The sequence below is a fragment of the Paenibacillus sp. SER-28 genome, from assembly GCF_052906305.1.
In genome coordinates this window covers 154,964-180,812 of the sequence record NZ_JBRECM010000010.1, presented here as the reverse complement: position 1 = coordinate 180,812, position 25,849 = coordinate 154,964, and the positions used below count along the sequence as shown (strand labels likewise).

The window sequence follows — 25,849 nt, the reverse complement described above, 5'->3', positions numbered from 1 at the left end:
AAGCTTTAGGGCACCTAATAGTTAGGAGTTGAAACCATTGAGAACACCGATTATCGCGGGTAACTGGAAGATGTTTAAAACCGTACCAGAAGCTAAAACTTTCATCGAAGAGATCAAAGGCAAAGCAGAGGTTGCAGGAGTGGAAAGCGTGATTTGCGCACCATTTACGAATCTTCCTGCTCTGGTTGAAGCAGTAAAAGGTACGTCTATTAAAATCGGCGCACAAAACCTGCACTTTGCAGAAGATGGTGCATTTACAGGTGAAATTAGCGGTGGAATGCTGAAAGATCTGGGCGTAGATTACGTTGTGATCGGACACTCCGAGCGTCGTGAATATTTTAATGAAACAGACGAAACGGTGAACAAAAAGGTTCATGCGGCATTCCGTCATGGCCTGACTCCAATCGTGTGTGTAGGCGAAAAGCTGGAAGATCGTGAAGCTGGACAAACCAAAGAGGTTGTAAAAGTGCAAACTGTAGCAGCTTTTGCTGGTTTGGCTAAGGATCAGGCTGCACAAGTAGTTGTTGCTTATGAGCCGATCTGGGCCATCGGAACAGGCAAATCCTCCACTTCGCAGGATGCGAATGAAGTGATTTCCTATATCCGCAGTCTGATTAAAGAGCTGTATGATGAAAATACAGCAAATGCTGTACGTATTCAGTATGGTGGCAGTGTAAAACCTGAAAATGTTACTGAGTACCTGGGTCAAAGCGATATCGACGGCGCGCTCGTGGGCGGTGCCAGTCTTCAACCGGCGTCGTACATCGCGCTTGTTGAGGGGGCGAAGTAAGATGACAGCACCAAAACCGGTAGCTTTAATTATTATGGACGGGTTCGGATTGCGTGACACCGTAGAAGGTAATGCGGTTGCGCAGGCCAACAAACCGAATTACGACCGGTATTTACAACAGTATCCTCATACAACGCTGACGGCTTCTGGCGAAGCAGTGGGTCTGCCTGAAGGACAAATGGGTAACTCCGAAGTAGGTCACTTGAACATCGGCGCAGGCCGAATTGTATATCAAGACTTGACTCGTATTTCGAAGTCCATCCGTGAAGGTGAATTCTACGACAATGAAACACTGGTCAAAGCAGTGCAACATGCCAAGAAGAACAACACGAAACTTCACCTGTACGGACTTCTGTCCGACGGCGGCGTGCATAGCCATATCAGCCATCTGTTCGCTATGCTGGATTTGGCGAAAAAAGAAGGCTTAACAGAAGTGTACATTCATGCTTTCATGGATGGACGCGATGTTATGCCTGACAGCGGCGTAGGCTTCATGCAGCAACTGATCGCTAAAATTCAAGAAGTGGGCGTAGGCAAAATTGCGACTGTACAAGGACGCTATTATGCTATGGACCGCGACAAACGTTGGGAACGTGTAGAGAAATCCTACCGTGCAATCGTGTACGGAGAAGGTCCTCAATACACAGACCCAATGGAAGCATTGAAAGAATCGTACGAAAAATCAGTGTTCGACGAATTTGTGGAGCCAACTGTTATTGTGAAGGCTGACGGAAGTCCTGTAGGGCTGGTCGAAAGCAATGACTCTGTTATCTTCCTCAATTTCCGTCCTGACCGTGCGATTCAACTGTCTCAGGTATTTACAAATGCGGACTTCCGTGGTTTTGACCGTGGCCCGAAATGGCCTAAAGATTTGCACTTTGTTTGCCTGACGTTGTTCAGCGAAACGGTTGAAGGCTTTGTAGCTTACGAACCGAAAAACCTGGATAACACGTTTGGTGAAGTGTTGGTTCAAAACAACAAAAAGCAATTGCGTATTGCTGAGACTGAAAAATATCCGCACGTTACTTTCTTTTTCAGTGGCGGACGTGATGTGGAGCTTCCTGGCGAAACTCGTATTTTGATCAACTCGCCTAAAGTGGCTACATATGACTTACAGCCGGAAATGAGTGCGTATGAAGTAGCGGATGCTGCTGTTAAGGAAATCGAAGCCGACAAGCATGATGCGATTATCCTGAACTTTGCCAATCCGGATATGGTTGGACACTCCGGTATGCTGGAGCCAACGATTAAGGCGGTAGAGACGACAGATGAATGTGTTGGACGTGTTGTAGATGCGGTTAAAGCCAAAGGCGGCGTGGTTATTATCATTGCTGACCATGGTAACGCGGATATGGAAATTGATGAGCAGGGACGTCCGTTCACAGCTCACACAACTAATCCGGTTCCGTTCATTTTGACTGACGAAAATATCGTTTTGCGTGAGCATGGAATACTTGCTGACGTAGCTCCAACGCTTCTGGATTTGATGCAACTTCCGCAACCTGCGGAAATGACAGGAAAATCTATGATTGCATCCCGCAAGTAAGCTTGATTTAATAAGTATAGGCTTGACCAACAAATCATGATTCACAAAGGAGATTAAGTACAAATGACTATTATTTCTGACGTGTACGCTCGCGAAGTCCTCGACTCCCGTGGTAACCCTACGGTTGAAGTTGAAGTTTATCTGGAATCCGGTGCTATCGGTAGTGCTATCGTTCCTTCCGGTGCCTCCACAGGCGCTCACGAAGCTGTAGAGCTTCGTGATAACGACAAATCCCGTTACCTGGGTAAAGGCGTTCTGCAAGCTGTTAAAAACGTGAACGAAATTATTGCTCCTGAAGTAATCGGCTTGGATGCTGTGAACCAAGTAGAAATCGACACGCTGATGATCAAATTGGATGGTACACATAACAAAGGTAAATTGGGTGCAAACGCAATTCTGGCAGTATCCATGGCTGTAGCTCGCGCTGCTGCTGAAGCTCTGGGCTTGCCACTGTACACTTACCTGGGCGGATTCAATGCTAAACAATTGCCAGTACCAATGATGAACATCGTTAACGGTGGCGCTCATGCCGACAATAACGTTGACGTACAAGAGTTCATGGTTCTGCCTGTAGGCGCTCCTACATTTAAAGAAGCTCTGCGTGTAGGCGCAGAAATCTTCCACAACCTGAAATCCGTACTGAACTCCAAAGGTTTGAACACAGCTGTTGGTGATGAAGGTGGTTTTGCTCCTAACTTCAAATCTAACGAAGAAGCTCTGTCCACTATTATCGAAGCGATCGAAAAAGCTGGTTACAAACCAGGTGTTGACGTATTCCTCGGTATGGACGTTGCCTCCACTGAGTTCTTCAAAGATGGAAAATACACTTTGGAAGGCGAAGGCAAATCCTTCACTTCTGCTGAGTTCGTTGACCTGCTTGCTTCTTGGGTTGATAAATACCCAATCATCACTATTGAAGATGGTTGCTCCGAAGATGACTGGGAAGGTTGGAAATTGCTCACTGAAAAATTGGGCAACAAAATCCAATTGGTTGGTGACGACCTGTTCGTAACAAACACAGAGCGTCTGGCTAAAGGTATCGATGAAAACATCGGTAACTCTATCCTGATCAAAGTAAACCAAATCGGTACGCTGACTGAAACATTCGATGCTATCGAATTGGCTAAACGTGCAGGATACACAGCTGTTATCTCTCACCGTTCCGGTGAATCCGAAGACAGCACAATCGCTGATATCGCTGTTGCAACAAATGCAGGCCAAATTAAAACAGGTGCTCCTTCCCGTACTGACCGTATTGCGAAGTACAACCAATTGCTCCGCATTGAGGATCAACTGGGTGAACTGGCTCAATACCACGGCCTGAAATCTTTCTACAACCTGAAAAAATAATATTGCGCAAAAATGCTGATGGCGTCTCTTGACTCATGGTTTATGATCATGAAGTCTGAACGCTCAAAGCTTTTTCGCATGAATAAAACAGGCCTACTCGTCACCGCGAGCAGGTCTGTTTTTTGTTATTATGGATGTGTATGAGAATTTATAACTTTGCAAAGGCTTAATGGCTGAGTGACTTGCTATAGCTGTTGTTATCTACTGGAAGCTGTGGTAGAATAGAAATAGTGTTTTGCGTTAATTTCCGGCTATTTATAACATGATATGTACATGTTTTCATAAAAGAGGCTGTGTTGTTTTGCAAAACAGATGTATAAGCTCAGGAGGTGGGATTTTTCATGGAAATCTTTTTGAAAGTGCTGCTCGTTGTGTTCTCGATTGCTGTTATTGCGGTTGTTTTACTGCAAAAGGGGAAAAGCGCAGGTTTGTCCGGTGCCATCTCTGGCGGTGCTGAGCATCTGTTCGGCAAGACAAAAGCTCGCGGTATGGATTTGATTTTACAACGCGCAACTGCTGTTTTGGGTGCGGGTTTCATGATCGTTTCTGTTTTAGTTGCATTTTTTGCAAAATAAGATAAATATGTACCTTAAGCCTTCGTTTCGCGGGAAACGGGGGCTTTTTTTAGATTTTGGACAGGCAGGGATGCCGTCGATTAAATTCGTGTATACTAGGGTATGAGTATATTAAGAGCCTTGTATCAGGAACAAGGACATGCGGATTTATTACTGAAAATTAAAGGTCACCCGAGGTGGACAATATTATGATAACAGAGCAACAACTACTCGATTTTATGCGCGAGACCGCATACAAACCCATGACTTACCAGGAGCTGGAGCAGCACTTTGATATTAAGGATGCGGAAGATTTTCGTGAATTTCTTAAGCTTTTGAATGCTTTGGAGGAAGAGGGGAAAATTCTGCTGACCCGCACAAACCGTTATGGTGTGCCGGAACGAATGGATTTGCAGCGTGGGCGTTTGCAGGCTCATGCCAAGGGATTTGCTTTTCTGATTCCAGAGGACCGGGAGCACCCGGATGTATATATTCATGCCAATGATTTAAAGAGTGCGATGAATGGAGATACGGTACTGGTAAGAGTGTCCTCGAAGGGACCTGCGGGCGGTCGACTAGAAGGTGAAGTTGTACGGATCGTGAAGCGCGCAGTGCTTCAAGTAGTAGGCGTGTTTCAGAGCCACGAAGCATACGGTTTCGTTTTGCCGGATGATAAGCGTATTAACCGAGATATTTTCATTCCAAAAACAAGCTTCAATGGAGCTGTAAACGGTCAAAAGGTCGTTGTGCGTATTGTGAGCTATCCAGAAGGACGAGCAGCAGCGGAAGGCGAAGTGTTGGAGGTTTTGGGTCATAAGGATGATCCAGGCGTTGACATTTTGTCCGTTATTCGCAAGCATCAGCTTCCAGAAGCTTTTCCAGATGAAGTAACAGAGGAAGCGGAAAAAGCTCCCGACGCGATTACGGAAGAAGAGATTGTCCGTCAGGGACGGCGCGATTTGCGTGATAAGATTATTGTTACCATTGATGGCGAGGATGCTAAAGACCTGGATGATGCTGTCAATGTAGAGCGCTTGCCGAACGGAAACTACCGTCTGGGCGTTCATATTGCCGACGTAGGGTATTATGTGCGTGAGAACTCCAAGCTGGATCAGGAGGCATATAACCGCGGTTGTAGCGTGTATTTGGTTGACCGTGTCATTCCTATGCTTCCACACCGACTTTCGAATGGAATATGTTCTTTGAATCCACAGGTGGACCGACTGACTTTATCCTGTGAGATGGAATTCAATGAGCATATGAAGGTCGTAAAGCATGATATTTTCACCAGTGTGATTAAAACGAAGGAACGGATGACGTACACTAACGTTCGCAAAATCCTCGAAGAGGAAGATGCTGAACTGATGGAACGGTACAAGGATCTCATTGATGTATTCAGCACGATGAAGGAATTGGCATTGAAGCTGCGTGCTAATCGAATGCGCCGAGGTGCGGTTGATTTTGATTTTGATGAAGCCAAGGTGATTGTGGATAATGAAGGCAAAGCTGTCGATATTGTAAAGAGAGATCGTACGATAGCTGAACAAATTATTGAAGAGTTTATGTTGGCGGCCAATGAAACGGTAGCCGAACATTTCCATTGGCTCAAAGTACCTTTCTTGTACCGGATTCATGAGGACCCAGATCCAGAGAAGCTGCAAAACTTTATGGCTTTCGCAGCTAATTTTGGGCATCAGATCAAAGGTAGAGGAAATTCCATTCATCCGCGTGCGCTACAAACGTTGCTAGAGGACATTCAGGGTACGAAGGAGCAAACTGTGCTTAGCACGATGATGCTGCGTTCGATGAAGCAGGCAAAGTATGATGCGGAGTCGACAGGACATTTTGGCTTGGCAGCGGAGTATTACTCTCATTTTACATCGCCGATCCGTCGTTACCCTGATTTGGTGATTCACCGTGTCATTCGTGAGGTATTGGAGAATGGTGGGGCTTTAACAGCCGAACGTCAGGAATATTTGACTGCACGTATGCCTGATATTGCGCAGCAATCTTCCGAGCGTGAGCGTGTGGCTGTGGATGCAGAGCGTGATACAGAGCAGATGAAAAAGGCTGAATACATGCTGGACAAGGTCGGCGAGGAATTCGAGGGGATCATCAGCAGTGTAACCAGCTTCGGAATGTTCATTGAGCTGGACAATACAGTGGAGGGCCTGACGCGTCTGAGTGCGCTTACGGACGACTATTATCACTTTGACGAGCAGCATATGGCGTTGATTGGCGAACGCACCTCCAAGGTGTTCCGCATTGGGGATGAGGTTAAGGTTCGCGTCGCGCGTGTGAATATGGAAGATTACACAATTGACTTTGAACTTGTCGATATGAAGCAACGGCAACGCCGTGAACGGACGGGCGGTACAGGACAGGGTGGAGACTTTGCGCGTGGCGAGAGCCGTGGTAAAGGCAAAGGCCGAGAAGGGCGTGACCGCAAGGGCGGCAAGGACAAGACTGGCAAAGAGCGTAAAGGCGGTCATGATGTTACCGGGAAGCCAAAAGAAGCTGGCGCTGGTAACGGAGGGATTAGCACCGCAGGTCGTTCAGGGCGCGGCGGCGGAAACGGAGTTGGAGCCGGCTCAGCTAGCAACTTCGGCTTTGGCAGTGGCAAGGGCGGGTATAACTCGCCAACATCCGGGGCAAGCAAGCGACGGAAGAAGACGTCTGCCAGCGGTATTTTCATCGGCGGAGCAGCTACACCAGGGAGTGATGCCAGACCAAACGGTGAAGGCGCAGCACGTCGCAAGCGGAAGAATAAGGGCGGAAGTGGCGGCAATAGCACCGCGGGCTTTGTGCGGAAAAAGAAGAAGTAGGTAGCTAGAGCTTACTTACTTTGAAGGCTGGAGCTTTCATTGCAGTGAATGAAGCTGATTTGAAGCATAGGTTATACGGGCGGTTTCTGTCTGCTGTATTGGATGGAAGCCGCTTGGTTTTAAGTGTGATATAAGTGCAGTTAGAAATGTAGAAGACTTGACCTTTCTTGCTTTTACCATCTGAAATTTGTTACAATATATTTCTAGGTGGCTCTTTGTAGCCGGATTTTGATACCTGGATTTCAAGAGTGAATTACGTTATTCATAAGGAGTGGTATTCATGGGTAAGAAGGCAGACGGGAAAGTGCTCGCCCAGAACAAAAAAGCTTCCCATGACTATTTTATTGAGGACACTTACGAGGCGGGCATGGTGCTAACGGGAACAGAAATTAAGTCTCTACGGAATGGTCGCTCCAATATAAGTGATGCATTTGCTACGATCCGTAATGGCGAAATTCATATTCACAATATGCATATCAGTCCTTTTGAGCAAGGCAATCGTAATAATCCTACCGATCCGACCCGTACGCGTAAGTTGCTGTTGCATAAAGAACAGATTCGCAAGCTTATCGGATTGTCCAAACAGGAAGGCTACACGATTGTTCCGTTAAAGATTTATGTTCGCAATGGTTATGCTAAGCTTTTACTCGGACTGGGTAGAGGTAAGAAGCAGTATGATAAACGTGATGCTGCCGCTAAACGCGATGCACAGCGTGATATCCAACGTGCTTTGCGCGAGAAGCAGAAAATTGCAAGATAAGTTGCTGTATTATTGGGTATGGTACAAATTACGTGGAGATGTTACTTGTTCCTGTAATGGTGCTATTTTATAAGGCTTAAATAGCTTCATTTCGTTTCGTAATGACCTGTAATATGGTATACTAACGAAGTAGTCAGTTTTAAAGCTTTTAACTTTGTTCGAGTGTTGAATCTTAGAATTCAGCTTTTGATATTATGCATGCTTATGCTCCGGTATTTCCGGATTTATCCGTGGAGCCCTTTTATAATAAGGGGGCGTTTATGGATTCGACGGGGATAGTTCGAGCATGGGTAGCGGGTAGTGGGGACGCGTCCGCTTCATCAACGCTAAAGCCTATTAAACGGCAAACAACAAAACAACTACGCTTTCGCAGCCTAAGAAACTGTGTGCGTGCTTCTACCCAGCATCGTCCATGTGACTGGGATAGGGGCTAACAAATAGTGGAATACGCTGTCTCATCTCCGCCTGCGGTGAGCTGAAGAAGATAATCAGGCTGACCCGAAGGGAATCCGGTGACAGGGAGTTTCTAGGGTGACATCAAAACTGTCACTACACCCGTAGAAGCTTATGTGTCGTTATCTTCGGACAGGGGTTCGACTCCCCTCGCCTCCATTTAAAAAACCCGCTCATTGAGCGGGTTTTTGCTTTTTATGGAGTTAAAATTAGGCGAATGGTAGACATGAAATTATTAAGGGCCAAATTGTACTAGGACTTGTAGACATCATGTCTACAAACCTGTATTGTAATAAATTTATACTTTGGATGGGATGGTGATCGGCGATTTCCTATTGACATGGGCGCATGAGATGTAGAAGAAATGAAACAGTAGGAAACCATAGCCCCAGTCAGCTGAACGTTCCTCTGTCGAATGTCCAGCCTAACATTTGTTTTAGGAGAATTGGAGTAACCGTGGCAGAATTACACAAGACACGCTTTTACTCTTCTAAAGGATATATGGGTATCTGGAAAAAGGAAAGCGAGATAGATGCGTGTCCATCTGCTCTTGAATGAGAGCAACGAGGGCGCGTTTTTCTTTTTCCGTGAAGGTTAACGTTGACATGGTATCGCTCCATTTCTAAATGGGAATAGCGATGGTACTGACTTTGGCGTAGTATGACGCATTCGTGGGTACCATTGCTTTGTGGTGAGATTATACCGTGGAATCTGGAAGATAATTATTAAAAATATAGTACAAAAGTGCTTATTATGAAATTTATTATTAAAATTTTTAATTTAAATATTAAATTTATTCCTTATTGTACCGATAAAGTATATTAAAAGGAGGTGTGAGTATGAATTCTACTGTTAATTCTGTATTACATAAGGCATTCCCAAATGACGGAAATGTTGTGGGCAAATCCACTGCAACCGGTGCAGCAAGAGGAGCTGTAACTGGAGGTATTGCTGGCGCAGCCGCTGGGGGTGTAGGAGCTGTTCCTGGAGCTATTTTAGGAGGAACAATTGGTGCCGCTGGTGGAGCAATAACGGGCGGTATACGTTATGGTATCGGTGTGGCTATTTGGGGTAAAGGTAACTAATTAAAGATGAATCAAAAAACCAATACTGGCTTACTTGAGTATTGGTTTTTTGATTTACAGTATAGAAAGGCAGGTGGCTGAATATGAATATAGAATCTATTACAGTCTGTGAAGATACGACCTCAGATTTTAAACCAATTAATATAACGAATACCTTTTATCCTGAGCAGAGCGGGTCCGTTCAGGTATTAGTTCAGCTATCCGAAATTCATACGACAACAGATGTAAATTTCCAATGGTATATTTCTGATGAGCCAGAGGTTCCTCTTGCTACTTATACGTTCACCTTAGAAAGAAAGAGTAAAAAGACTAGATATGCAGTGGGGGCGTTGGATTTAAGAGCACTACTACAATTAAAAGAATTTAACATTTTTCAAAAATGGTTTACTATTATTGAGGTAGAAGATAGTAAACGTCGGGCGGATTTTTTCTTGAAAAAAATGGGTTATGGTCCTAGTACTCTAAGTAACAATTTTGTCAACGTACCTAGAATTAATCTGAAAGGGTGAAGAGGACTAGTGTCCATTTTATTGCCAGTAATCTATATAATAATTGATTTAATTATAGGATATTTGTTTGCGACAGTGTTTATCTGGATTTCCAATAAAGTGAATAAGACGGGGAAAATGAGCAGCTCCTTTAAAATGAAAGCAACTATTGCTATCGTTTGGACTATTCTGGGTGTGTTGATAAAGATAATTTATAAAAATTAAATACTCGCCGACTTTCAATAATGTAGAGTTTTTTTGGATTGGAAAAAAGCGACAGTACCGGCTCTGGCATAGAATGACACATTCGTCGATACTGTCGCTTTTTGATTGGAAAAGATTCATTTACAGGGTAAAAGGATCATCCTCTTTTTAAAATATCTACAACTCGAGTATCCTGGTCTATCGTCACAAACAGATTCGTACCATCCACATATCTGTTTGTTCCACTCTGATCGGTTGTTCTGATAATCACACGCACAAAAAAGGCCTGTTCGGGATGGAGCACTTCATGCTCTTCCAAACAGGCGGGTAGGAACTGTTTTTGATTGTGGGTGAACGGCCTAATCGCTAGCGCCATGATCCAAGTGTTTCCGAACGATTCAGGATTATTTACAACGTCCTCGTTGTATTCAATGACCTTTTTTAGCTTGTTCAGTACGTTGTCCTCATTTGTCTTTAAACTTCTGCTAGTTCTTTCTGCCATTGTTCGGCCTCCTTCAGGTGAATTCCGACTTGTGTAAACAAAGTGATGATGTAGTCATTGTTGTTCAGGACAGCAATTTTATAAATTTGGATGTTGCCGAGGTCATACAACTCGACGTATTCAGGGCAACTACTGAAAAGTCCGTCGTCTTCTCGTCTAAGACCTACGAGGCTGAATTCCGTGTTCAGATAAGTTGCAAGTTCGAGCAGAGCAGGGAGTCATCATCTTCTTCATCAACACTAATGCCTATTAACCGGCAAACAACATTACAACACGCCGTTGCCGTGCCACGGTTCATGTGCTAAAACCCTTGTCCTGTCAAGGGATTTGAAGATTTTAAGGGCAAGGGTTTGATACGGTCACGTATACTCCTTCCTCCAATCCCCACGATTTATTCAAATGAATTTCCAAATGTACAACCCAAATTTCTTGCTTAGCAGGATTGTATGGAACCTTGTAGAATTTTCTTATATATTACTCATTATCTCAATACATAGAGGTTGGTTATGGACGTAGAAAGATATTTAATTATGATTCGAGGCACAGATAAGACAGACAAAGTTGTTTCGTATGAATATATAAAATCCCGGGTTCGAATATTCTATAACAACTCCTTACAGGATTATAACTATAACTCTGCTGATGTAGTTATTCTGGAACATCCCAAAGTCACGGAGATAACGGAGGGCATGGTAGTTTTTTGTGATGGGTATCCTTTTTTCAATGTGATGCGAGTGCGGGATTTTGGTCCTATGACAAGGGTCCATTTTACAAATGGGACTAGCAGGTCTTATCAACGCGAGCGTATCCAGATTAAAAGTTGTGGCATCCAATACACAGATGCGAAACCGATCATGGAGTATTGGCGGGCTATTTCAAAGTATGTGAAGAATGAAGATGAGCAAGGCGATAAAGAAGCTTTTTTGACCAGAGAATTTACCAAGCTAACTTTTATCCACCCAGATAGCGTATTGAGCCAATATCTTAACGCTACTCCCATTCACAGTGCTAGTCCCGTTGATTCTAGCTGCATATTTCCGTTTCGGTACAATCTCAGTCAGAAGAGTGCGCTCCATCAAGCCTTGCAAAGCACTATCAGTATCATTGAAGGACCACCGGGCACAGGCAAAACCCAGACGATCTTGAACATACTGGCCAATTTAACCGTAATGCAGGGTAAGACTGTGGCCGTAGTTTCAGGTAATAATGCGGCGGTAGCGAATGTCCGGGAGAAGTTGGAACGGGAGGGCTACCACTTCTTTGCCGCTAGTTTAGGAAACCGGGAGAATAAAGAACGCTTCTTCCGGCATCTTCCCGGATGGGATGTCTCTGATTGGCGAAGTGAGCAGCCGGTGGCAGCGATTAAGGAGAAGATAGCTAGCTTGGACAGTAGCATACGCCGCTTGATGGAACTGGACCGAGAAAGGGCTGTTCTCAAACACAAGCTGGCGGAGTATCTGTTGGAGCAGGAGCATTTTGAATATTTTTATGCCCAAAAGGATGTGCAGCAACTAAGCAGATTGTCCTTTTACCGGCAGACGCCTGAGCGAATTTTGGAGTTTATGAAGGATAGCTTTCTAGCAGTAGAGTTGAGGAATGATGACAATCTTTTGTACAAGTTCAAACTGTTCTTCAAGCACGGTTTTACTCGCTTCAAGTTATTGAAGGATCAGGGGCATGAGGTGATGCTGAATTACCAGCGCCAATTCTATGTTCTCAAAGTGAAGAAAATGACCTCACAAATCGATGCCATCGAGCGTGAATTGAACGCTCATTCCTATCAACATTTAATGGATGAGCACCAGATCTATTCGACTAAACTTTTTCGGCATAAATTATATGAAAAATATCATAACCGTCAACAGTTGCTGTGCGACGAGAAATCATATATGAACCGGGAGCATTTTCGGTCTTTTATGGAGCATTATCCGATTGTGTTAAGCACGACTCACTCCTTGCGTAATAGCATCCCGGCCAATTATTTATTTGATTATTGTATTATTGATGAGTCCTCCCAAGTTGACCTGTTGACGGGAGCCTTGGCCTTATCCTGCTGTAAACGGGCGATTATTGTTGGAGATACCAAGCAATTGCCGCAAATCATAGATGTAAAGATCGAGAAGTTAGTGAAACGTGAAGCTTTTGATGGGATTAACGAAGCTTACAATTATTTTCAGTATAATATACTATCTTCGCTGCTGTCCTTATATGGTGATTCCATTCCTAAAGTGATGCTAAGGGAGCATTACCGTTGCCAGCCTCGGATTATAGAGTTTTGTAATAAAAAGTATTACAAAGGGGAACTCATCGTTTTTACACACGAGACTCAAACGGATACCCCGCTATTGATTTATGGAACGGTTGAGGGTAATCATATGAGAGATGGAAGAAAGGGGAAGTTTAATCAGAGGGAATTGGATGTGATTGAGCAGGAGATCCTTAAAGGAATGGTGGATGCTGCTGCAGGCCATACGGATATTGGAGTGGTAACGCCCTATCGCAACCAGGCGGATAAGGCCTCTAAGCAATTTGATGCGCTGGCGGAGAGTGACACTATCCATAAGTATCAAGGCCGTGAGAAACCGACAATGATTATGTCTACAGTGCTAGATCAGACTCGATCGGGAAAAATAGGGATGAAATTTGTCAATGATCCTTGTAAGATCAATGTAGCTGTGTCCCGTGCCCAGAATCAATTTATTCTAGTAACGGATCGAAGAGCATTCAGAAAATACGGGAATGAACTCAGCGACTTAATGAGATATATGGAGTATAGTACACTCGATCCCAATGTAATGGAAAGCGAGGTTATCTCAATCTTCGACTTGCTGTACCGAGACTACTCGGACAAACTCAGGGATTTTCGGGAAAAAGTAGGACAATATCAAAGCTCGCGGCATAAGAGTGAGAATATTATGCATACTTTGTTGGATACGATCTTAAAAGATAACCGCTACAAGGATTTCCGGCTGGCCAATCAGGTGTTGCTCATGAACTTATTTCCCAATCTGGACAAATTGGAAGAAGAGGAGCAGCGGTTCGTTCGGTATCGGGCATCCGTTGATTTTGTTATCTATCATAAGTTTGATAACTCTCCCGCCCTTGCCATCGAAGTGGACGGGTTTGCCTTTCATGAAAATAATCCGAAGCAGCTAGAACGGGATAAGAAGAAAGAGGAGATTTTTGAAAAATATGGCGTTGCCTTGCACCGTTTTCCGACGACAGGAAGTGGAGAGGAATATAAGCTCAAAGGACTACTGGATAAACATATGCTACTGAAGATGGAGTCAATTTAAATGGGTTAAGCTACCTCCCCAAATATCCTCAACATTACAACACGCCGAATTGTGGATTTACCGTGCCACGGTTCGCCTCCATTTAGTAAGCAAGAAAGCCATCAGCCAGTGATTCTGGTTGGTGGCTTTTTATTATGGCTCTAGTAATTGAGTTGAAGAGGTTTTACACAACTTGTAGCTTAAAGGTGTCTCTAAGTGTTCCGGCTGTTTTTTCTTTCACCTTTAAAAGCAACTCAAGAATTCATCTTCTTTTCTTTTAGAAAAAGTATTGACACGAATAAAAAAGTATTATATCTTTATATCAAGATAAATAAATTAAAGATAAAACAACAGCGAATTATGAACAGGGAGGTATATACATGCTTACCATTTTAGAAAGAATTAATCAGCTTGCAAAAAAAGCAAAAGAAGTTGGGTTAACTGAAATCGAAAAAACGGAACAAATGGATCTTCGCAAAGAATACCTTCAAATCTTTCGGGGTTCTGTACAAAGCATTCTCTTGAATGCTACGATTTATGATCCGAATGGAGATGATGTTACTCCTGAAAAGCTTAGAAAAGAACAGGCCCGAATCGCTAAACAATGAATTTAATTTTATCTAATATCTCTAATTTAATAATCTCTAAATAAATATAATGTGGAGGGTGATTTTTATGTTGGCAAGTGGATTGTTACTGATACGTTTGGTGGTTGGATTGTTATTGGTGGGGCACGGAGCACAGAAACTTTTTGGCTGGTTTGGTGGCTATGGTCCAAAAGGTACTGGCGGTTGGATGGAATCGATCGGCATTAAGCCTGGAGTATTCATGGCAGTGTCTGCAGGGTTGATGGAATTGTTGGGAGGAGCTCTATTTGCTTTAGGATTGCTCACTCCACTGGCTGCATTATTGATTGCGGTGACTATGCTCGGAGCAATTTTCAAAGTACATGGCCCAAACGGGATCTGGGCAACAGCTAATGGCTATGAATATCCGCTAGTTCTTATTGCAGTTGTAATTGGTATTGCGTTGACAGGAGCAGGTTCATATTCCATCGATGCATTACTTAGATAAAACATGATATTTAGGTCATTAAAAGTCATCAACAATAAAAATAAAGGTTCCTACGATTAAAGGAGGGTTTCATATGTCACTTCAAACTACAGGTATCCATCATATTACAGCTTTTGCCGGTAATCTGCAGGAAAATGTCGACTTCTATGCCGGCGTCCTGGGACTTCGGTTAGTGAAGAAAACAATCAACTTCGATGCTCCTGAGGTTTACCACTTGTACTTTGGTAGCGAGGCAGGAAGTCCTGGAACGATCATTACTTTTTTTCCTGCACCAGGAACTCCTAAAGGACGAATCGGAGGTGGCCAGGTGGGCATAACCTCGTATGTTGTACCCCCAGGTTCACTTGATTTTTGGCAGCATCGTTTGGAAAGCTTTGATATTCAAGTTACGAAAACAAGCCGTTTTTCTGAACAATATCTTCAATTTGAGGATAATGAGGGCTTACGCCTTGAGCTTGTTGAACGTGAAGCGGGAGCGAATAGTACTTGGTCTTACGGTGGTATTTCGGCTGATAAAGCAATTAAGGGGTTTGGAGGCGCCGTGCTATTTAGCGTCAACCCACAGAGAACGATGGATGCATTGGAGAGCATACTCGGATTTACGAAAATCGCTGAAGACGCCGAATATGCCCGTTATCAGTCCGTAGGAGAAATCGGCAACATCGTAGATGTTCCGCTCGCCAAAATGGGTTTAGGCTTTGGTGGAGCAGGCACGGTACATCACATTGCGTGGCGTGCAAAAGATTTTGAACAACATGAAGAATGGAGAAGCGCAGTCCAGCATTATGGATATCAGCCGACTCCCATTATAGACCGCCAATATTTTAATGCGATATATTTCAGAGAAGCAGGCGGTATCCTATTTGAAATTGCTACAGACCCACCGGGATTTGCTAACGATGAACCTGCCGAATCTTTGGGACAGGAATTAATGCTGCCAGAGTGGTATGAACCGCAGCGGGCTCAAATCGAGGCGAATCTGTATCCTATTAAAGTGAGAACATTAACGGAAAAACAAAAGTAAGAAAAAGTTGCATATGACTCTTCCATAAGACAGCTTGCCGAGTTTGGCCTGCTCTCAGATGGAGGAGTCTTTTTATTACGGGAAAAATTCATGCGTTTCGTGTCCTTCCGGCCTCTTGCTACTCCACCAGCTTTTCAGACTTCACTAGCATTTCTCGTAACACATGAGCGACTCGGCTTTTCCGGTTCGCTGCTTTCTTTTTTATCAAGTGTAATGATTTTTTGTATGCATGAGTATGGCTTTGATCGTAGAACTGTTTGGCTGCAATGCGTAGTGTTCTTCTTAATAACAGTGCTGATGAGCGTGTTAACCTAGAGCGGAATCCCCTGCGCAATACCCGCAATGTATTTTTGTAGGTCTCAAAATCCTCGGATGGAGGGATAAGGGCGAATAAATTTAACGAAGAGTCATTGAATCCGTAGGTTTCATACATGATTCTCAGATTTTCCGTATTTAACACGTTACCTCTAAGATAGGTTGGATGTTCCTGATGATATCCGACCACCTCTTTGATGCAATAAAAAGGGATTTTCAAGCGATGTAGTCTATAGCCAAGGTCCCAGTCTTCGAGTCCATACAGCACAAACCGTTCATTGAAACCTCTAATACGAATCAAGTGACTGCGTCTGATGGCTACACAACGAGTAACCAGCAGCATCCAGGGGGCTACGTCCGTTGAGGCAAATTGTTTCTGCGTATTCGGAGGAACCCTTGTGGGACTAACTACTTTAGACAGTGCACCCGTTTGGTGAAGGATATCTTCTGGGGCTATGATCGGAGTAATTTCGTTCGCTGCTTCATAGTCAGCATTCCATAAGTTGGACTGCGTAAGTATGTTGCGACATTGTTCTTTTTCTTCAGGGGAAAAGTCAGGGTAATAATGGGTAAAAGCATCGTCCCACGAGTGAGGAATGCCTGAAAGCACGGACTTGGGATATTTACGGTGATAACGGCTCACGATCCTAATGAATTCCGGTAATACTACAAAGTCAGCGTCGCAGAAGATGATGTACAGTCCTTTTGCACGGCGCAGTCCTAAATTTCGAACGGCAGATCGACCGCGTTGTTCCTGATGTGACACATAGATAAGAGGATAGGATGCTTTGAAGCCTTCGACCATTTCTTTTGTTCCGTCTGTAGAACCGTCATCAGCTACAATGACTTCGAATAGTTGCTTTGGATAGGTTTGTGTCTCAAATGAAGCGAGTGTAAGCAACAATTGCTGGGCTCGATTATAGGTTGGAATGATGATGCTGTAGCGGATAGCCAATATGATCTCCCCCCCCCACCATTCTTATTAGAAAACGCTTGAACAAGATAAATAATAACAATGTATTCAAGGATTTTAGCCTGGTCTAGTCAAACATCCCTCCAGGTTCGAAACAGGCTTGGTCTTATTACCGATATTAAGGTGGGGATTCTGTATCTTCTGCTGTTTTGCAGGTACGTTCAGTGGTGTTATGTATGTGTAATCATGGTATTATGCATAGAGATGTAAAGTAAAAGCGAGGGCGCTTCCTATCCGCTGAAAGCCCACTCAGCATACAGAAACAAACATGAGATGAAATGGGCAAGTTATGGTAAACTATATAGAGTTATAGAAGACCTGAAAGAGGAGTACTATATGACACAATTTGTCTATAAGCAAATTATTGACGATCTCAAGATGAAAATTTTTGCTGGAAAGTTTGCAGATATGAGATTGCCAGATGAACGTAGTCTTAGTGAGACTTACCAGGTTAGTCGTAGTTCAATTAAACGTGCTCTGACTAAAATGGAGAATGTCGGAATTATTTTCAAAAAACAAGGTTCCGGGACATTTATTAATCCATTATACATAAGAAATGAATCTATCTTTAACTACGAAGGCTCTAATCTAGGAGTCACTGATAATTTTCAAATGCATGGTAAAAAGCCAAAAATCAAAGTATTGAGTTTTGAGGTCATTCCGCCAACAGAAGAGTTACAGCGCGATTTGTTCTTGGAGACTCATGATTTTGTTTACAAAATTGTTCGCTTACGTCTGTTTGATGATGATCCTTTTATGATTGAAACGGGCTATATCCCCATTAAAATTGTCCAGAATTTAAATCAGACCATTATCGAGGGGTCCATTTTTAATTATTTGGAAGACTCGCGGAACTTGGCCGTCACCAAATCTTTTTTATCCATTTTTGCAGAACCGTCCCAAGAGAATGATCAAAAGCTGCTACATTTAAATGAAAACGAGCCTGTAGGTATTATGGAAGGTGTGTTCTTTTTAGATAACGGTACGCCATTTGAGTTTTCTCATATGCGATTTCATTACAAATATTTGAAATTTAATACCTTTGTATCGGTTCACTAATGATAAGACTGGAGAATTCTCCGGTCTTTTTTTTTATGGTTTTGAGAAAAGGATTGGAGCCTGCGTTTGCCTCGTTTATTGCAAATTTTATTGGTTTATACTTCTATATATTTTAATGTAAGAGCTTTTTTACTGTCTTTTTAATTTATATTTCATAGTATGTTCAAAATTTCACAAAATTGGACCGTATCACTTGTGAAAAAGGTTGAATTTAATCGGCGTAGCGTTATGATGTACATGTAGATGAAATTTCCGGAAATAAATTACAAACAAAACTACTTAGGGAGTGGACACCATGTCGTTATCACCCGTGTTAGCAGATTATTCATCTAAAACATATTTAGAAAAACTTGATGCATATTGGCGTGCAACGAACTACATTTCGGTAGGTCAGCTGTATTTAAAAGATAATCCTTTGTTGAGAGAACCTTTAAAAGATTCAGATGTGAAGGTTAAGCCTATTGGACACTGGGGCACAATTCCGGGCCAAAACTTTATTTATGCACATCTAAATCGTGTTATTAATAAATATGATTTGAGCATGCTTTACATTGAAGGTCCTGGTCACGGCGGCCAGGTTATGGTTTCAAATTCTTATCTGGATGGAAGCTACACTGAAATCTATCCGCAAATTACACAAGATATCTCAGGGATGAAGAAATTGTTCAAACAATTCTCTTTCCCTGGCGGTATTGCTTCACATGCTGCTCCTGAAACACCTGGATCTATCCATGAAGGTGGAGAATTAGGCTACTCCCTTTCTCATGGTGTAGGTGCCATTCTGGATAATCCTGATCTGATCTCGGCTGTTGTTATTGGTGATGGTGAAGCTGAAACAGGCCCATTAGCCGCTTCGTGGTTTTCTAACCGATTTATCAACCCCATCACGGATGGTGCAGTACTACCAATCTTGCACTTGAATGGTTTTAAGATTAGTAACCCGACGATTATGTCTCGTCAATCAAAAGAAGAATTGACCTCATACTTTAAAGGTTTGGGTTGGGAGCCGTTCTTTGTTGAAGGTGAAAATCCGGATCACATGCATCCAGAAATGGCGAAAGTATTGGATACGGCCATCGAGAAGATTGAAGCTATTCAAAAGAATGCGCGTGAAAATAATGACCTTACTCGTCCGGCTTGGCCGATGATTGTATTCCGTTCACCTAAAGGCTGGACGGGTCCGAAGGAATGGGACAACGTGCCGAATGAAAATTCATTCCGTGCCCATCAGGTTCCAATTCCGGTTGATCAAAAAAATATGCAGCACGCACCTGCTTTGTTAGAATGGCTGAATAGCTATAGACCAGAGGAATTGTTCGACGAAAACGGTCGTTTAAACCCTGAGCTTGCTGAAATTTTGCCTACAGGCGATAAACGCATGGGAATGAACCCTGCAGCGAATGCGGGTAACCTCATTAAAGACTTGATATTACCGGATTTCCGTAACTATGCGCTGGATAATTCCGTACCTGGTAAAGTGATTGCGCAAGATATGTCGGTTTTAGGGAAATACGTTAAAGATGTGGTTCTTTTAAATGAAGAAAATCGTAATTTCAGAATCTTCGGACCGGATGAAACGATGTCTAATCGCTTGGCTCCTGTTTTTGAAGTAACCAAACGCCAATGGATGGACCAAGTTATTGAACCTAATGATGAATTCTTATCATCCTATGGCCGCGTAATTGATTCTCAATTATCCGAACACCAAGCTGAAGGATTGCTGGAAGGTTATGTATTAACAGGTCGCCATGGTTTCTTTGCAAGTTACGAAGCCTTCCTGCGTGTGGTTGACTCGATGATCACCCAGCACTTTAAGTGGCTGCGTAAAGCAACGGATCAAGGATGGCGTGCAGATATCCCATCACTGAATGTCGTAGCAACTTCAACGGTGTTCCAACAGGATCATAATGGGTATACACACCAAGATCCAGGTTTGTTAGGTCATTTGGCTGATAAAAAACCAGAATTTATTCGGGAATATCTGCCAGCGGATGCCAATTCATTGTTGGCTGTTTTCGACACCATTTTAAACGACCGTCAAAAGATCAATTTGATTGTTTCGTCTAAACACCCACGTCCACAATGGTTTACTGCTGATGAAGCGAAAGAATTGGTGGATAAAGGGTTGAAGATCATTGACTGGGCAAGTACAGATCAAGGTGGAGAACCTGACCTTGTCATTGCTTCTGCTGGTACAGAGCCAACGATTGAAAGTTTAGCTGCAATTTCTATTTTGCATGAAAAACTGCCTGACTTGAAGATTCGGTATATCAACGTGGTAGATTTGCTAAAACTGAGAAGTCAAAAACTAGACCCGCGTGGATTATCCGACGCCGAGTTTGATCATTTTTTCACAAAAGACAAGCCCGTTGTTTTCGCTTTCCATGGTTACGAAGGTCTGATCAAAGATCTGTTCTTTGATCGTCACAATCATAACTTGCATGTACATGGTTACCGTGAGAATGGCGATATTACGACACCATTTGATATGCGTGTATTGAATCAAATGGATCGTTTTGACTTAGTGAAGGAAGCTGTTCTCAACTTACCTGACGCTGGGAAGTACACCAACATTGTGGATGAAATGGATGCTACGATTAAGAAACATCATCAATTCATTCGCGAAGAGGGTATTGACCTACCAGAGGTAGAGAACTGGGTATGGAATGGCTTGAAATAAAAATACAGACACTTCAACTTTGTGTTGGACAACCAAGCCATCAAGCATGAAGTGGAATATATGATTTGGTAGTGGTACAAGTGCCTGCCCCCTTGACTTCGAGTATGATTTCAATGGGGATCAGGCGCTTTTTGATTTAGCACAAAGAGAACTTGGTAGGGAAGTTACGAGCTAGTGGGTATATACATATATAGAGAACGGAATGGATTGGATTGCTATATTTTGCCGGAGCTTTGAAGAGGTGTGATGTTATATGAGAATAGTAAAGGAGGCTGTAATTATGAACCAACAAATTCCGGAGAAGGTATTGAATGATGGCATTAAAGTGCCCGTCATTGGATTTGGGACTGCTGGAATTAAGGGTGCAGATGGAGTAAAGACGATTATCGGGGCGATTGATGCAGGTTACCGTCTGATCGACACAGCGTTCAACTATGAAAATGAGGGTGCTGTTGGGAAAGCGGTCCAGCAGAGCTCTGTGCCCAGAGAAGAATTGTTGATTTGCTCCAAACTACCGGGTCGCCGACATGCTTACCAAGAAGCCATTGTAACGATCGAAGAGTCATTATATAGAGGAGGCCTGGACTATTATGATCTTTATCTGATCCATTGGCCGAATCCCCAAATTGATCGATATGTTGAAGCCTGGCAGGCGTTAATTGAGGCGAAGAAAAGGGGCTATATCCGTTCCATTGGGGTCTGCAATTTCTTGCCCGAGCATAATGAACGTTTAATTCGGGAAACAGGTGTCACGCCGAGCTTAAATCAAGTTGAATTGCATCCATTATTTAATCAGGAACATCAGCGTGCAAAAGATGCTGAACAGGGCATCGTGACGGAATCATGGAGCCCCTTGGGGCGCGGTCACAGCATGCTGGAGAATGAAGAGATTGGGAAAATTGCTTCTGCTCATAATAAAACGACTACACAAGCGATTTTACGTTGGCATATCCAACTTGGAGCAATCCCGATCCCTAAGGCCTCTTCTTTAAAACACCAAACGGAGAATCTAGATATTTTTGACTTTGAGTTGTCTCCAGAGGAAATGAACGTGATTTCGGCATTTAGCAGTGAGGATGGACGGATATGGGGACAGGACCCCAAGTCCTATGAAGAACTATAATCAGGAACAATAAATAGAAGGGTTCAAAAATCTGTCGCGGGTTTTTGGACCCTTTGCTTTTATAATAAAACGAACACACATCTGAAAGTGATCAATGGGCCAGTATATAGAGCTATGATGAACATTTTTTACCGGATTTGATGTATGATATGGTTGAATGTAGTCCTTTCGAAGGAGGTCATTATGGGGATTTTGTCAAGGTTTAGGGATATTATGAAAATGAATGTTAACGCCTTAATGGATAAGGTGGGAGATTCGGAGAAAACCATTGACGATTATATGCGGAATTTGAACAGTGATCTAGGCAAGGTGAAAGCGGAGACGGCTTCAGTGTTGGCTGATGAGAGAAGGACGAAAAGAGCACTGGATGAATGCAAAGCCGAGATCAAAAAGCTCCAGCATTATGCCAGTAAGTCTGTGGAAGCTGGTAATGAAGAGGAAGCTCGAAAGTTTCTGGAGAGAAAAGGTTTGCAGGCGGAGAAATTGGAACAATTACAAACATCCTATGATTTAGCTTCGACAAACGCCGTAAATATGAAACAAATGCAGGAGAAGTTGGTGTCCGATATGGAGCAACTAGAAGCGCGGCACGCTGAACTTAAAGGGAAGATGGCGGTTGCCAAAGCACAGCAAGCCTTGAACTCTATGGGCAGCAAGAATTCTGCTTTTGAGGTCATGGAAGAGCAGGTGAACAGAGCGTATGATGAAGCGATGGCTATAGCCGAGCTTCGGGCAGGAACGAAGGACGACCTGGATTCTTTATAAGGAATCATAACAGTATCTACATGAAGAGGTGAGCAGATGCCGGTTATCGAATACAAATGCCCCAACTGCGGCAGCGGCATGGTCTTTGACGGTGAGACAGGGATGTTATCCTGTCATAGTTGCGGAAGAGAGGACAATATCGAATCTATTCCTGATCCTCTGATAAATCGTATTTTTTCAGAAGATGAGGCCCATGAGTATCATTGTAATAACTGCGGAGCAGTGATTATGACCGAAGTGGAGACGAGTGCAACGGTGTGCAGCTTTTGTGGTTCTGCCGTGGTTCTTGGAGACCGACTGACCGGGAAGCTGGCTCCGGCGCAGGTTATTCCTTTTTCGATCAGTAAGGAGGAGGCCATAGATGCTTTCAAAAAATGGTGTAAGAATGGCCGTCTGACGCCGAATCGGTTCATGATAGCAGACCGAATCAAGGGAATAACCGGGATGTATGTGCCCTTCTGGTTATATGAATTACATAATAAAATTGAGGTTCAAGGTGAAGGTACCCAAGTGAGAACCTATACGAGCGGAGACTACGAATATACGGAAACGAAGCATTTTGATGTATATCGGAAAATCCGTTTGAATTATGTAAAGGTTCCGATTGATGCTGCGGAGAAAATGAACGACGAGCTGATGGATAAATTGGAGCCTTTTCCATACGATCAGCTAAAACCCTTTAAAACGCCATATCTAGCAGGTTATATTGCGGAGAAGTACAGTTATAACGAAGAAGAGCTCTTCCCGCGAGTTAAAGAGAAAGTGAAGGAATATATTGATGCTTATATTCATTCTACGGTGTCGGAGTATACGTCCGTGAGTTATACGGAAAAGCAAATTGATACTACATTAAAACAAGCGGATTATGTTCTACTCCCGGTATGGGTCATACACTATGACTACAATCAATTGGAGCATACGTTTGCTATGAACGGACAGACGGGCAAGGTAGTCGGTAAGCCTCCGATCAGCAAGTTCAAAGTAACAGCTTGGTTTGCAGGCATTTTCGGCATTACTCTCTTCTCATTAAGATTAATCACTTGGCTGATGATGGGAGGGGAATTCTATTGAAAAAGCATAGAGCCATTATAGCCGTCTTGTTGTTCTTTGCTGTTTTTCTGGCAGTTCCGATGGAAATGAAGGGCGAACCAGCAACGACAGAAATGAAGCCATTGATTTATGATGAAGCGGGTCTGCTCAATCAGGAAGAGTATGATGTGTTGAACACTATGGCTAATCAATACGGAGCGGAAAGAGAAACGGACATTATTATTTATACTACTCTCAATCCCGACAATATGGATGTTATGAAAATGACGCAGGACTTTTATGATGACCATGGCCCTGGGTATGACAGATCTCATGGGAACGCGGTCATTTTAACGATGGATATGAGAAATAGAGAGGTGTACTTGGCCGGATTTTATAAGGCAGAACGGTATCTGGATGATGACAGGCTTACTAAAATACGCCATGAGATTAGCCCGGACCTGACCAACGGCAACTATGGGCTTGCATTTCAAAAGTATATTCTGAGTGCACACAAATATTTGGCCATCCGTCCAGGGGTGAATCCAGACAGTATATTTTTTAAAGGATGGCTTCATTTGGCGGTAGCGCTGGGATTGGCGGCGTTGATCGTGGGTAAGATGGTTTCCAATTCTGGCGGTCGGGTTACGGTAAATCGGCAGACCTACGAGGATGCGAACGCTTCGGGAGTTCTGGAGCATCGAGATCAGTATCTTCACACAACGACAACGAAACGGAAGATTGAAAAGAGCAACAGTAGCAGCAGCTCAGGCGGTGGTGGCGGAACTACCAGCGGCGGTCATTCGCATAGCGGCAGCAGAGGATCATTTTAACTGAGGATTTTGCAAAAATCCAATAAGCGACTTTCAATGAAATATATATAGATCGAAATGGTCTAGTTCGTCTATATATTGCACTTTGGAGCGACTGGAATCGAATTTTGCAAAATCCTGAACTGAAAGGATGGATACAGCATGGGATTCTTCAGAAATCAATTTGCAAATGTTGTAGAGTGGGAAGAATTTAGAGATGATATGATTTTCTGGAAGTGGAGTAATCGTGAAATTAAAAAAGGCAGTAAATTAATCATCCGCTCCGGTCAAGACGCGATTTTTGTAAATAACGGCAAAATAGAGGGTATTTTTGAGAATGAAGGGTCATATAACATGGACTCTGACATTATTCCATTTCTATCCACCTTAAAAGGGTTTAAATTTGGTTTTAACAGTGGCATGAGGGTAGAGGTCTTATTCGTTAATACGAAGGAGTTTACGGTCAAATGGGGGACGCAGAATCCAGTGCTGATCCCGACCCCCCAGCTGCCAGGCGGTATGCCGATCCGTGCCAATGGCACATTTAATTTTAAAGTGAACGATTATGTTACGCTCATCGATAAAATTGCCGGAGTGAAGGACAGTTATCTCGTTGAGGATGTGAAAATACGCATTACTTCGGTGTTGGATCAGTTATTAATGAAGTGGATCAGCAGAGAAGGAAAGGACATGTTCAATCTGCAGGCGAATGCTTCTGATATTTCAAAAGGTATTCAAGAAGATCTGGATATGCAAGTGATGGACAATGGTATGACGATTACTGGCTTTCATGTGATGAGCTTCAATTATCCTCAAGAAATCCAAGATATGATCACGAAGACAGCTTCTCATGAAATGATCGGTAATCTGCAAAAGTACCAGCAAGTGACGATGACGGACGGGATTGCATCGGGTAATGTAAAAGGCGGCGGTGCAGCTTCGGATATGGCGAGTATGATGATGGGGATGAATATAGCAAATGAAATGATGAAAAATTTGAACCCGAACCCAAAGCCTTCGGCTGAGACTCAGCCTACACCTGCTGCCCCCTCTCCATCTGGAGACGGTAATAAGCCCAATTTTTGTCCGAATTGCGGTACAAAAAACGAAGGAGCTAATTTCTGTCCGAATTGTGGACAAAAATTGAACGGATAACCATAGCT

The 25,849-nt window shown here is 43.3% G+C and carries 21 protein-coding genes and 1 other RNA gene; 20 read left to right on the top strand and 2 right to left on the bottom strand.

The window, feature by feature from the left end:
* The first annotated feature begins 37 nt into the window (after window positions 1-37).
* The 9 genes from tpiA (at window position 38) to ACUYLD_RS20540 (ending at window position 9,872) form a co-directional block, all read left to right on the top strand.
* Entirely contained in the window at window positions 38-790 is a 753-nt protein-coding gene (gene tpiA / locus ACUYLD_RS20580) for a triose-phosphate isomerase (RefSeq protein ID WP_013308264.1), read from the top strand.
* A gap of 1 nt (window position 791) precedes the next feature.
* Window positions 792-2,336, top strand: a complete 1,545-nt coding sequence (gene gpmI, locus ACUYLD_RS20575; protein ID WP_013308265.1) for a 2,3-bisphosphoglycerate-independent phosphoglycerate mutase — start codon at window positions 792-794, stop codon at window positions 2,334-2,336.
* 63 nt (window positions 2,337-2,399) lie between these two features.
* A complete protein-coding gene (eno, locus tag ACUYLD_RS20570) occupies window positions 2,400-3,686 on the top strand; it encodes a phosphopyruvate hydratase (RefSeq protein WP_013308266.1) in 1,287 nt (428 codons plus the stop codon).
* 341 nt (window positions 3,687-4,027) lie between these two features.
* Window positions 4,028-4,261 (top strand): preprotein translocase subunit SecG, encoded by a 234-nt coding sequence (secG, locus tag ACUYLD_RS20565; protein WP_013308268.1) that lies wholly within the window; start codon window positions 4,028-4,030, stop codon window positions 4,259-4,261.
* Window positions 4,262-4,449: 188 nt separating this feature from the next.
* The gene (gene rnr / locus ACUYLD_RS20560; RefSeq protein ID WP_446675879.1) at window positions 4,450-7,065 is read left to right on the top strand and encodes a ribonuclease R; all 2,616 of its coding nucleotides are present in this window, start codon (window positions 4,450-4,452) and stop codon (window positions 7,063-7,065) included.
* 280 nt (window positions 7,066-7,345) lie between these two features.
* On the top strand, window positions 7,346-7,825 hold the full coding sequence (gene smpB, locus ACUYLD_RS20555; protein WP_013308270.1) for an SsrA-binding protein SmpB: 480 nt from the start codon (window positions 7,346-7,348) through the stop codon (window positions 7,823-7,825).
* A 250-nt stretch (window positions 7,826-8,075) separates the two neighbouring features.
* Window positions 8,076-8,440: a transfer-messenger RNA gene (ssrA, locus tag ACUYLD_RS20550) on the top strand.
* A 677-nt stretch (window positions 8,441-9,117) separates the two neighbouring features.
* The gene (locus ACUYLD_RS20545) at window positions 9,118-9,363 is read left to right on the top strand and encodes a hypothetical protein (protein WP_342445327.1); all 246 of its coding nucleotides are present in this window, start codon (window positions 9,118-9,120) and stop codon (window positions 9,361-9,363) included.
* Between the two features lie 83 nt (window positions 9,364-9,446).
* On the top strand, window positions 9,447-9,872 hold the full coding sequence (locus ACUYLD_RS20540) for a hypothetical protein (protein ID WP_446675878.1): 426 nt from the start codon (window positions 9,447-9,449) through the stop codon (window positions 9,870-9,872).
* A gap of 340 nt (window positions 9,873-10,212) precedes the next feature.
* On the opposite strand, the gene ACUYLD_RS20535 is transcribed toward ACUYLD_RS20540, so the two are convergent.
* The gene (locus ACUYLD_RS20535; protein WP_446675877.1) at window positions 10,213-10,557 is read right to left on the bottom strand and encodes a hypothetical protein; all 345 of its coding nucleotides are present in this window, start codon (window positions 10,555-10,557) and stop codon (window positions 10,213-10,215) included.
* Window positions 10,558-11,063: 506 nt separating this feature from the next.
* Here ACUYLD_RS20535 and ACUYLD_RS20530 point away from each other — a divergent pair.
* The 4 genes from ACUYLD_RS20530 (at window position 11,064) to ACUYLD_RS20515 (ending at window position 15,930) form a co-directional block, all read left to right on the top strand.
* A complete protein-coding gene (locus tag ACUYLD_RS20530; protein ID WP_446675876.1) occupies window positions 11,064-13,853 on the top strand; it encodes an AAA domain-containing protein in 2,790 nt (929 codons plus the stop codon).
* A 359-nt stretch (window positions 13,854-14,212) separates the two neighbouring features.
* Window positions 14,213-14,440: a DUF896 domain-containing protein gene (locus ACUYLD_RS20525; protein ID WP_446675875.1), complete on the top strand. Its 228-nt coding sequence runs from the start codon at window positions 14,213-14,215 to the stop codon at window positions 14,438-14,440.
* Window positions 14,441-14,507: 67 nt separating this feature from the next.
* Entirely contained in the window at window positions 14,508-14,906 is a 399-nt protein-coding gene (locus tag ACUYLD_RS20520; RefSeq protein WP_069290807.1) for a DoxX family protein, read from the top strand.
* A gap of 73 nt (window positions 14,907-14,979) precedes the next feature.
* A complete protein-coding gene (locus tag ACUYLD_RS20515; protein ID WP_446675874.1) occupies window positions 14,980-15,930 on the top strand; it encodes a ring-cleaving dioxygenase in 951 nt (316 codons plus the stop codon).
* A 118-nt stretch (window positions 15,931-16,048) separates the two neighbouring features.
* Here ACUYLD_RS20515 and ACUYLD_RS20510 read toward each other — a convergent pair whose 3' ends face one another.
* The gene (locus ACUYLD_RS20510; protein WP_446675873.1) at window positions 16,049-17,200 is read right to left on the bottom strand and encodes a glycosyltransferase family 2 protein; all 1,152 of its coding nucleotides are present in this window, start codon (window positions 17,198-17,200) and stop codon (window positions 16,049-16,051) included.
* Between the two features lie 354 nt (window positions 17,201-17,554).
* Between ACUYLD_RS20510 and ACUYLD_RS20505 the strand changes: the two genes are divergently transcribed.
* From ACUYLD_RS20505 to ACUYLD_RS20475, 7 genes are all read left to right on the top strand, one after another.
* Window positions 17,555-18,277, top strand: coding sequence for a GntR family transcriptional regulator (locus ACUYLD_RS20505; protein WP_023986502.1), 723 nt, complete (start codon window positions 17,555-17,557; stop codon window positions 18,275-18,277).
* A 295-nt stretch (window positions 18,278-18,572) separates the two neighbouring features.
* Window positions 18,573-20,957 carry a phosphoketolase family protein gene (locus ACUYLD_RS20500; protein ID WP_446675872.1) on the top strand — a complete coding sequence of 795 codons (2,385 nt, stop codon included), beginning with the start codon at window positions 18,573-18,575 and terminating at the stop codon, window positions 20,955-20,957.
* Window positions 20,958-21,237: 280 nt separating this feature from the next.
* The gene (locus ACUYLD_RS20495) at window positions 21,238-22,080 is read left to right on the top strand and encodes an aldo/keto reductase (protein ID WP_446675871.1); all 843 of its coding nucleotides are present in this window, start codon (window positions 21,238-21,240) and stop codon (window positions 22,078-22,080) included.
* 183 nt (window positions 22,081-22,263) lie between these two features.
* Complete coding sequence (locus ACUYLD_RS20490; protein WP_235306922.1) at window positions 22,264-22,845, top strand: PspA/IM30 family protein; 582 nt, start codon at window positions 22,264-22,266, stop codon at window positions 22,843-22,845.
* Window positions 22,846-22,881: 36 nt separating this feature from the next.
* Window positions 22,882-23,916, top strand: coding sequence for a TFIIB-type zinc ribbon-containing protein (locus ACUYLD_RS20485; RefSeq protein ID WP_235306923.1), 1,035 nt, complete (start codon window positions 22,882-22,884; stop codon window positions 23,914-23,916).
* Window positions 23,913-24,707, top strand: coding sequence for a TPM domain-containing protein (locus tag ACUYLD_RS20480; RefSeq protein ID WP_446675870.1), 795 nt, complete (start codon window positions 23,913-23,915; stop codon window positions 24,705-24,707). Before ACUYLD_RS20485 ends, ACUYLD_RS20480 begins: the two co-directional genes overlap by 4 nt.
* A gap of 141 nt (window positions 24,708-24,848) precedes the next feature.
* Entirely contained in the window at window positions 24,849-25,841 is a 993-nt protein-coding gene (locus ACUYLD_RS20475) for an SPFH domain-containing protein (protein ID WP_069290815.1), read from the top strand.
* Window positions 25,842-25,849 lie beyond the last annotated feature (8 nt).

Coding starts and splice junctions, on each gene's coding strand:
- smpB (WP_013308270.1), top strand. CDS start 7,346: ATGGGTAAGAAGGCAGACGGGAAAGTGCTCGCCCAGAACAAAAAAGCT.
- ACUYLD_RS20485 (WP_235306923.1), top strand. CDS start 22,882: ATGCCGGTTATCGAATACAAATGCCCCAACTGCGGCAGCGGCATGGTC.
- ACUYLD_RS20495 (WP_446675871.1), top strand. CDS start 21,238: ATGAACCAACAAATTCCGGAGAAGGTATTGAATGATGGCATTAAAGTG.
- secG (WP_013308268.1), top strand. CDS start 4,028: ATGGAAATCTTTTTGAAAGTGCTGCTCGTTGTGTTCTCGATTGCTGTT.
- gpmI (WP_013308265.1), top strand. CDS start 792: ATGACAGCACCAAAACCGGTAGCTTTAATTATTATGGACGGGTTCGGA.
- ACUYLD_RS20505 (WP_023986502.1), top strand. CDS start 17,555: ATGACACAATTTGTCTATAAGCAAATTATTGACGATCTCAAGATGAAA.
- ACUYLD_RS20490 (WP_235306922.1), top strand. CDS start 22,264: ATGGGGATTTTGTCAAGGTTTAGGGATATTATGAAAATGAATGTTAAC.
- ACUYLD_RS20545 (WP_342445327.1), top strand. CDS start 9,118: ATGAATTCTACTGTTAATTCTGTATTACATAAGGCATTCCCAAATGAC.
- ACUYLD_RS20475 (WP_069290815.1), top strand. CDS start 24,849: ATGGGATTCTTCAGAAATCAATTTGCAAATGTTGTAGAGTGGGAAGAA.
- ACUYLD_RS20500 (WP_446675872.1), top strand. CDS start 18,573: ATGTCGTTATCACCCGTGTTAGCAGATTATTCATCTAAAACATATTTA.
- ACUYLD_RS20515 (WP_446675874.1), top strand. CDS start 14,980: ATGTCACTTCAAACTACAGGTATCCATCATATTACAGCTTTTGCCGGT.
- ACUYLD_RS20525 (WP_446675875.1), top strand. CDS start 14,213: ATGCTTACCATTTTAGAAAGAATTAATCAGCTTGCAAAAAAAGCAAAA.
- ACUYLD_RS20520 (WP_069290807.1), top strand. CDS start 14,508: ATGTTGGCAAGTGGATTGTTACTGATACGTTTGGTGGTTGGATTGTTA.
- eno (WP_013308266.1), top strand. CDS start 2,400: ATGACTATTATTTCTGACGTGTACGCTCGCGAAGTCCTCGACTCCCGT.
- ACUYLD_RS20540 (WP_446675878.1), top strand. CDS start 9,447: ATGAATATAGAATCTATTACAGTCTGTGAAGATACGACCTCAGATTTT.
- rnr (WP_446675879.1), top strand. CDS start 4,450: ATGATAACAGAGCAACAACTACTCGATTTTATGCGCGAGACCGCATAC.
- ACUYLD_RS20535 (WP_446675877.1), bottom strand. CDS start 10,557: ATGGCAGAAAGAACTAGCAGAAGTTTAAAGACAAATGAGGACAACGTA.
- ACUYLD_RS20530 (WP_446675876.1), top strand. CDS start 11,064: ATGGACGTAGAAAGATATTTAATTATGATTCGAGGCACAGATAAGACA.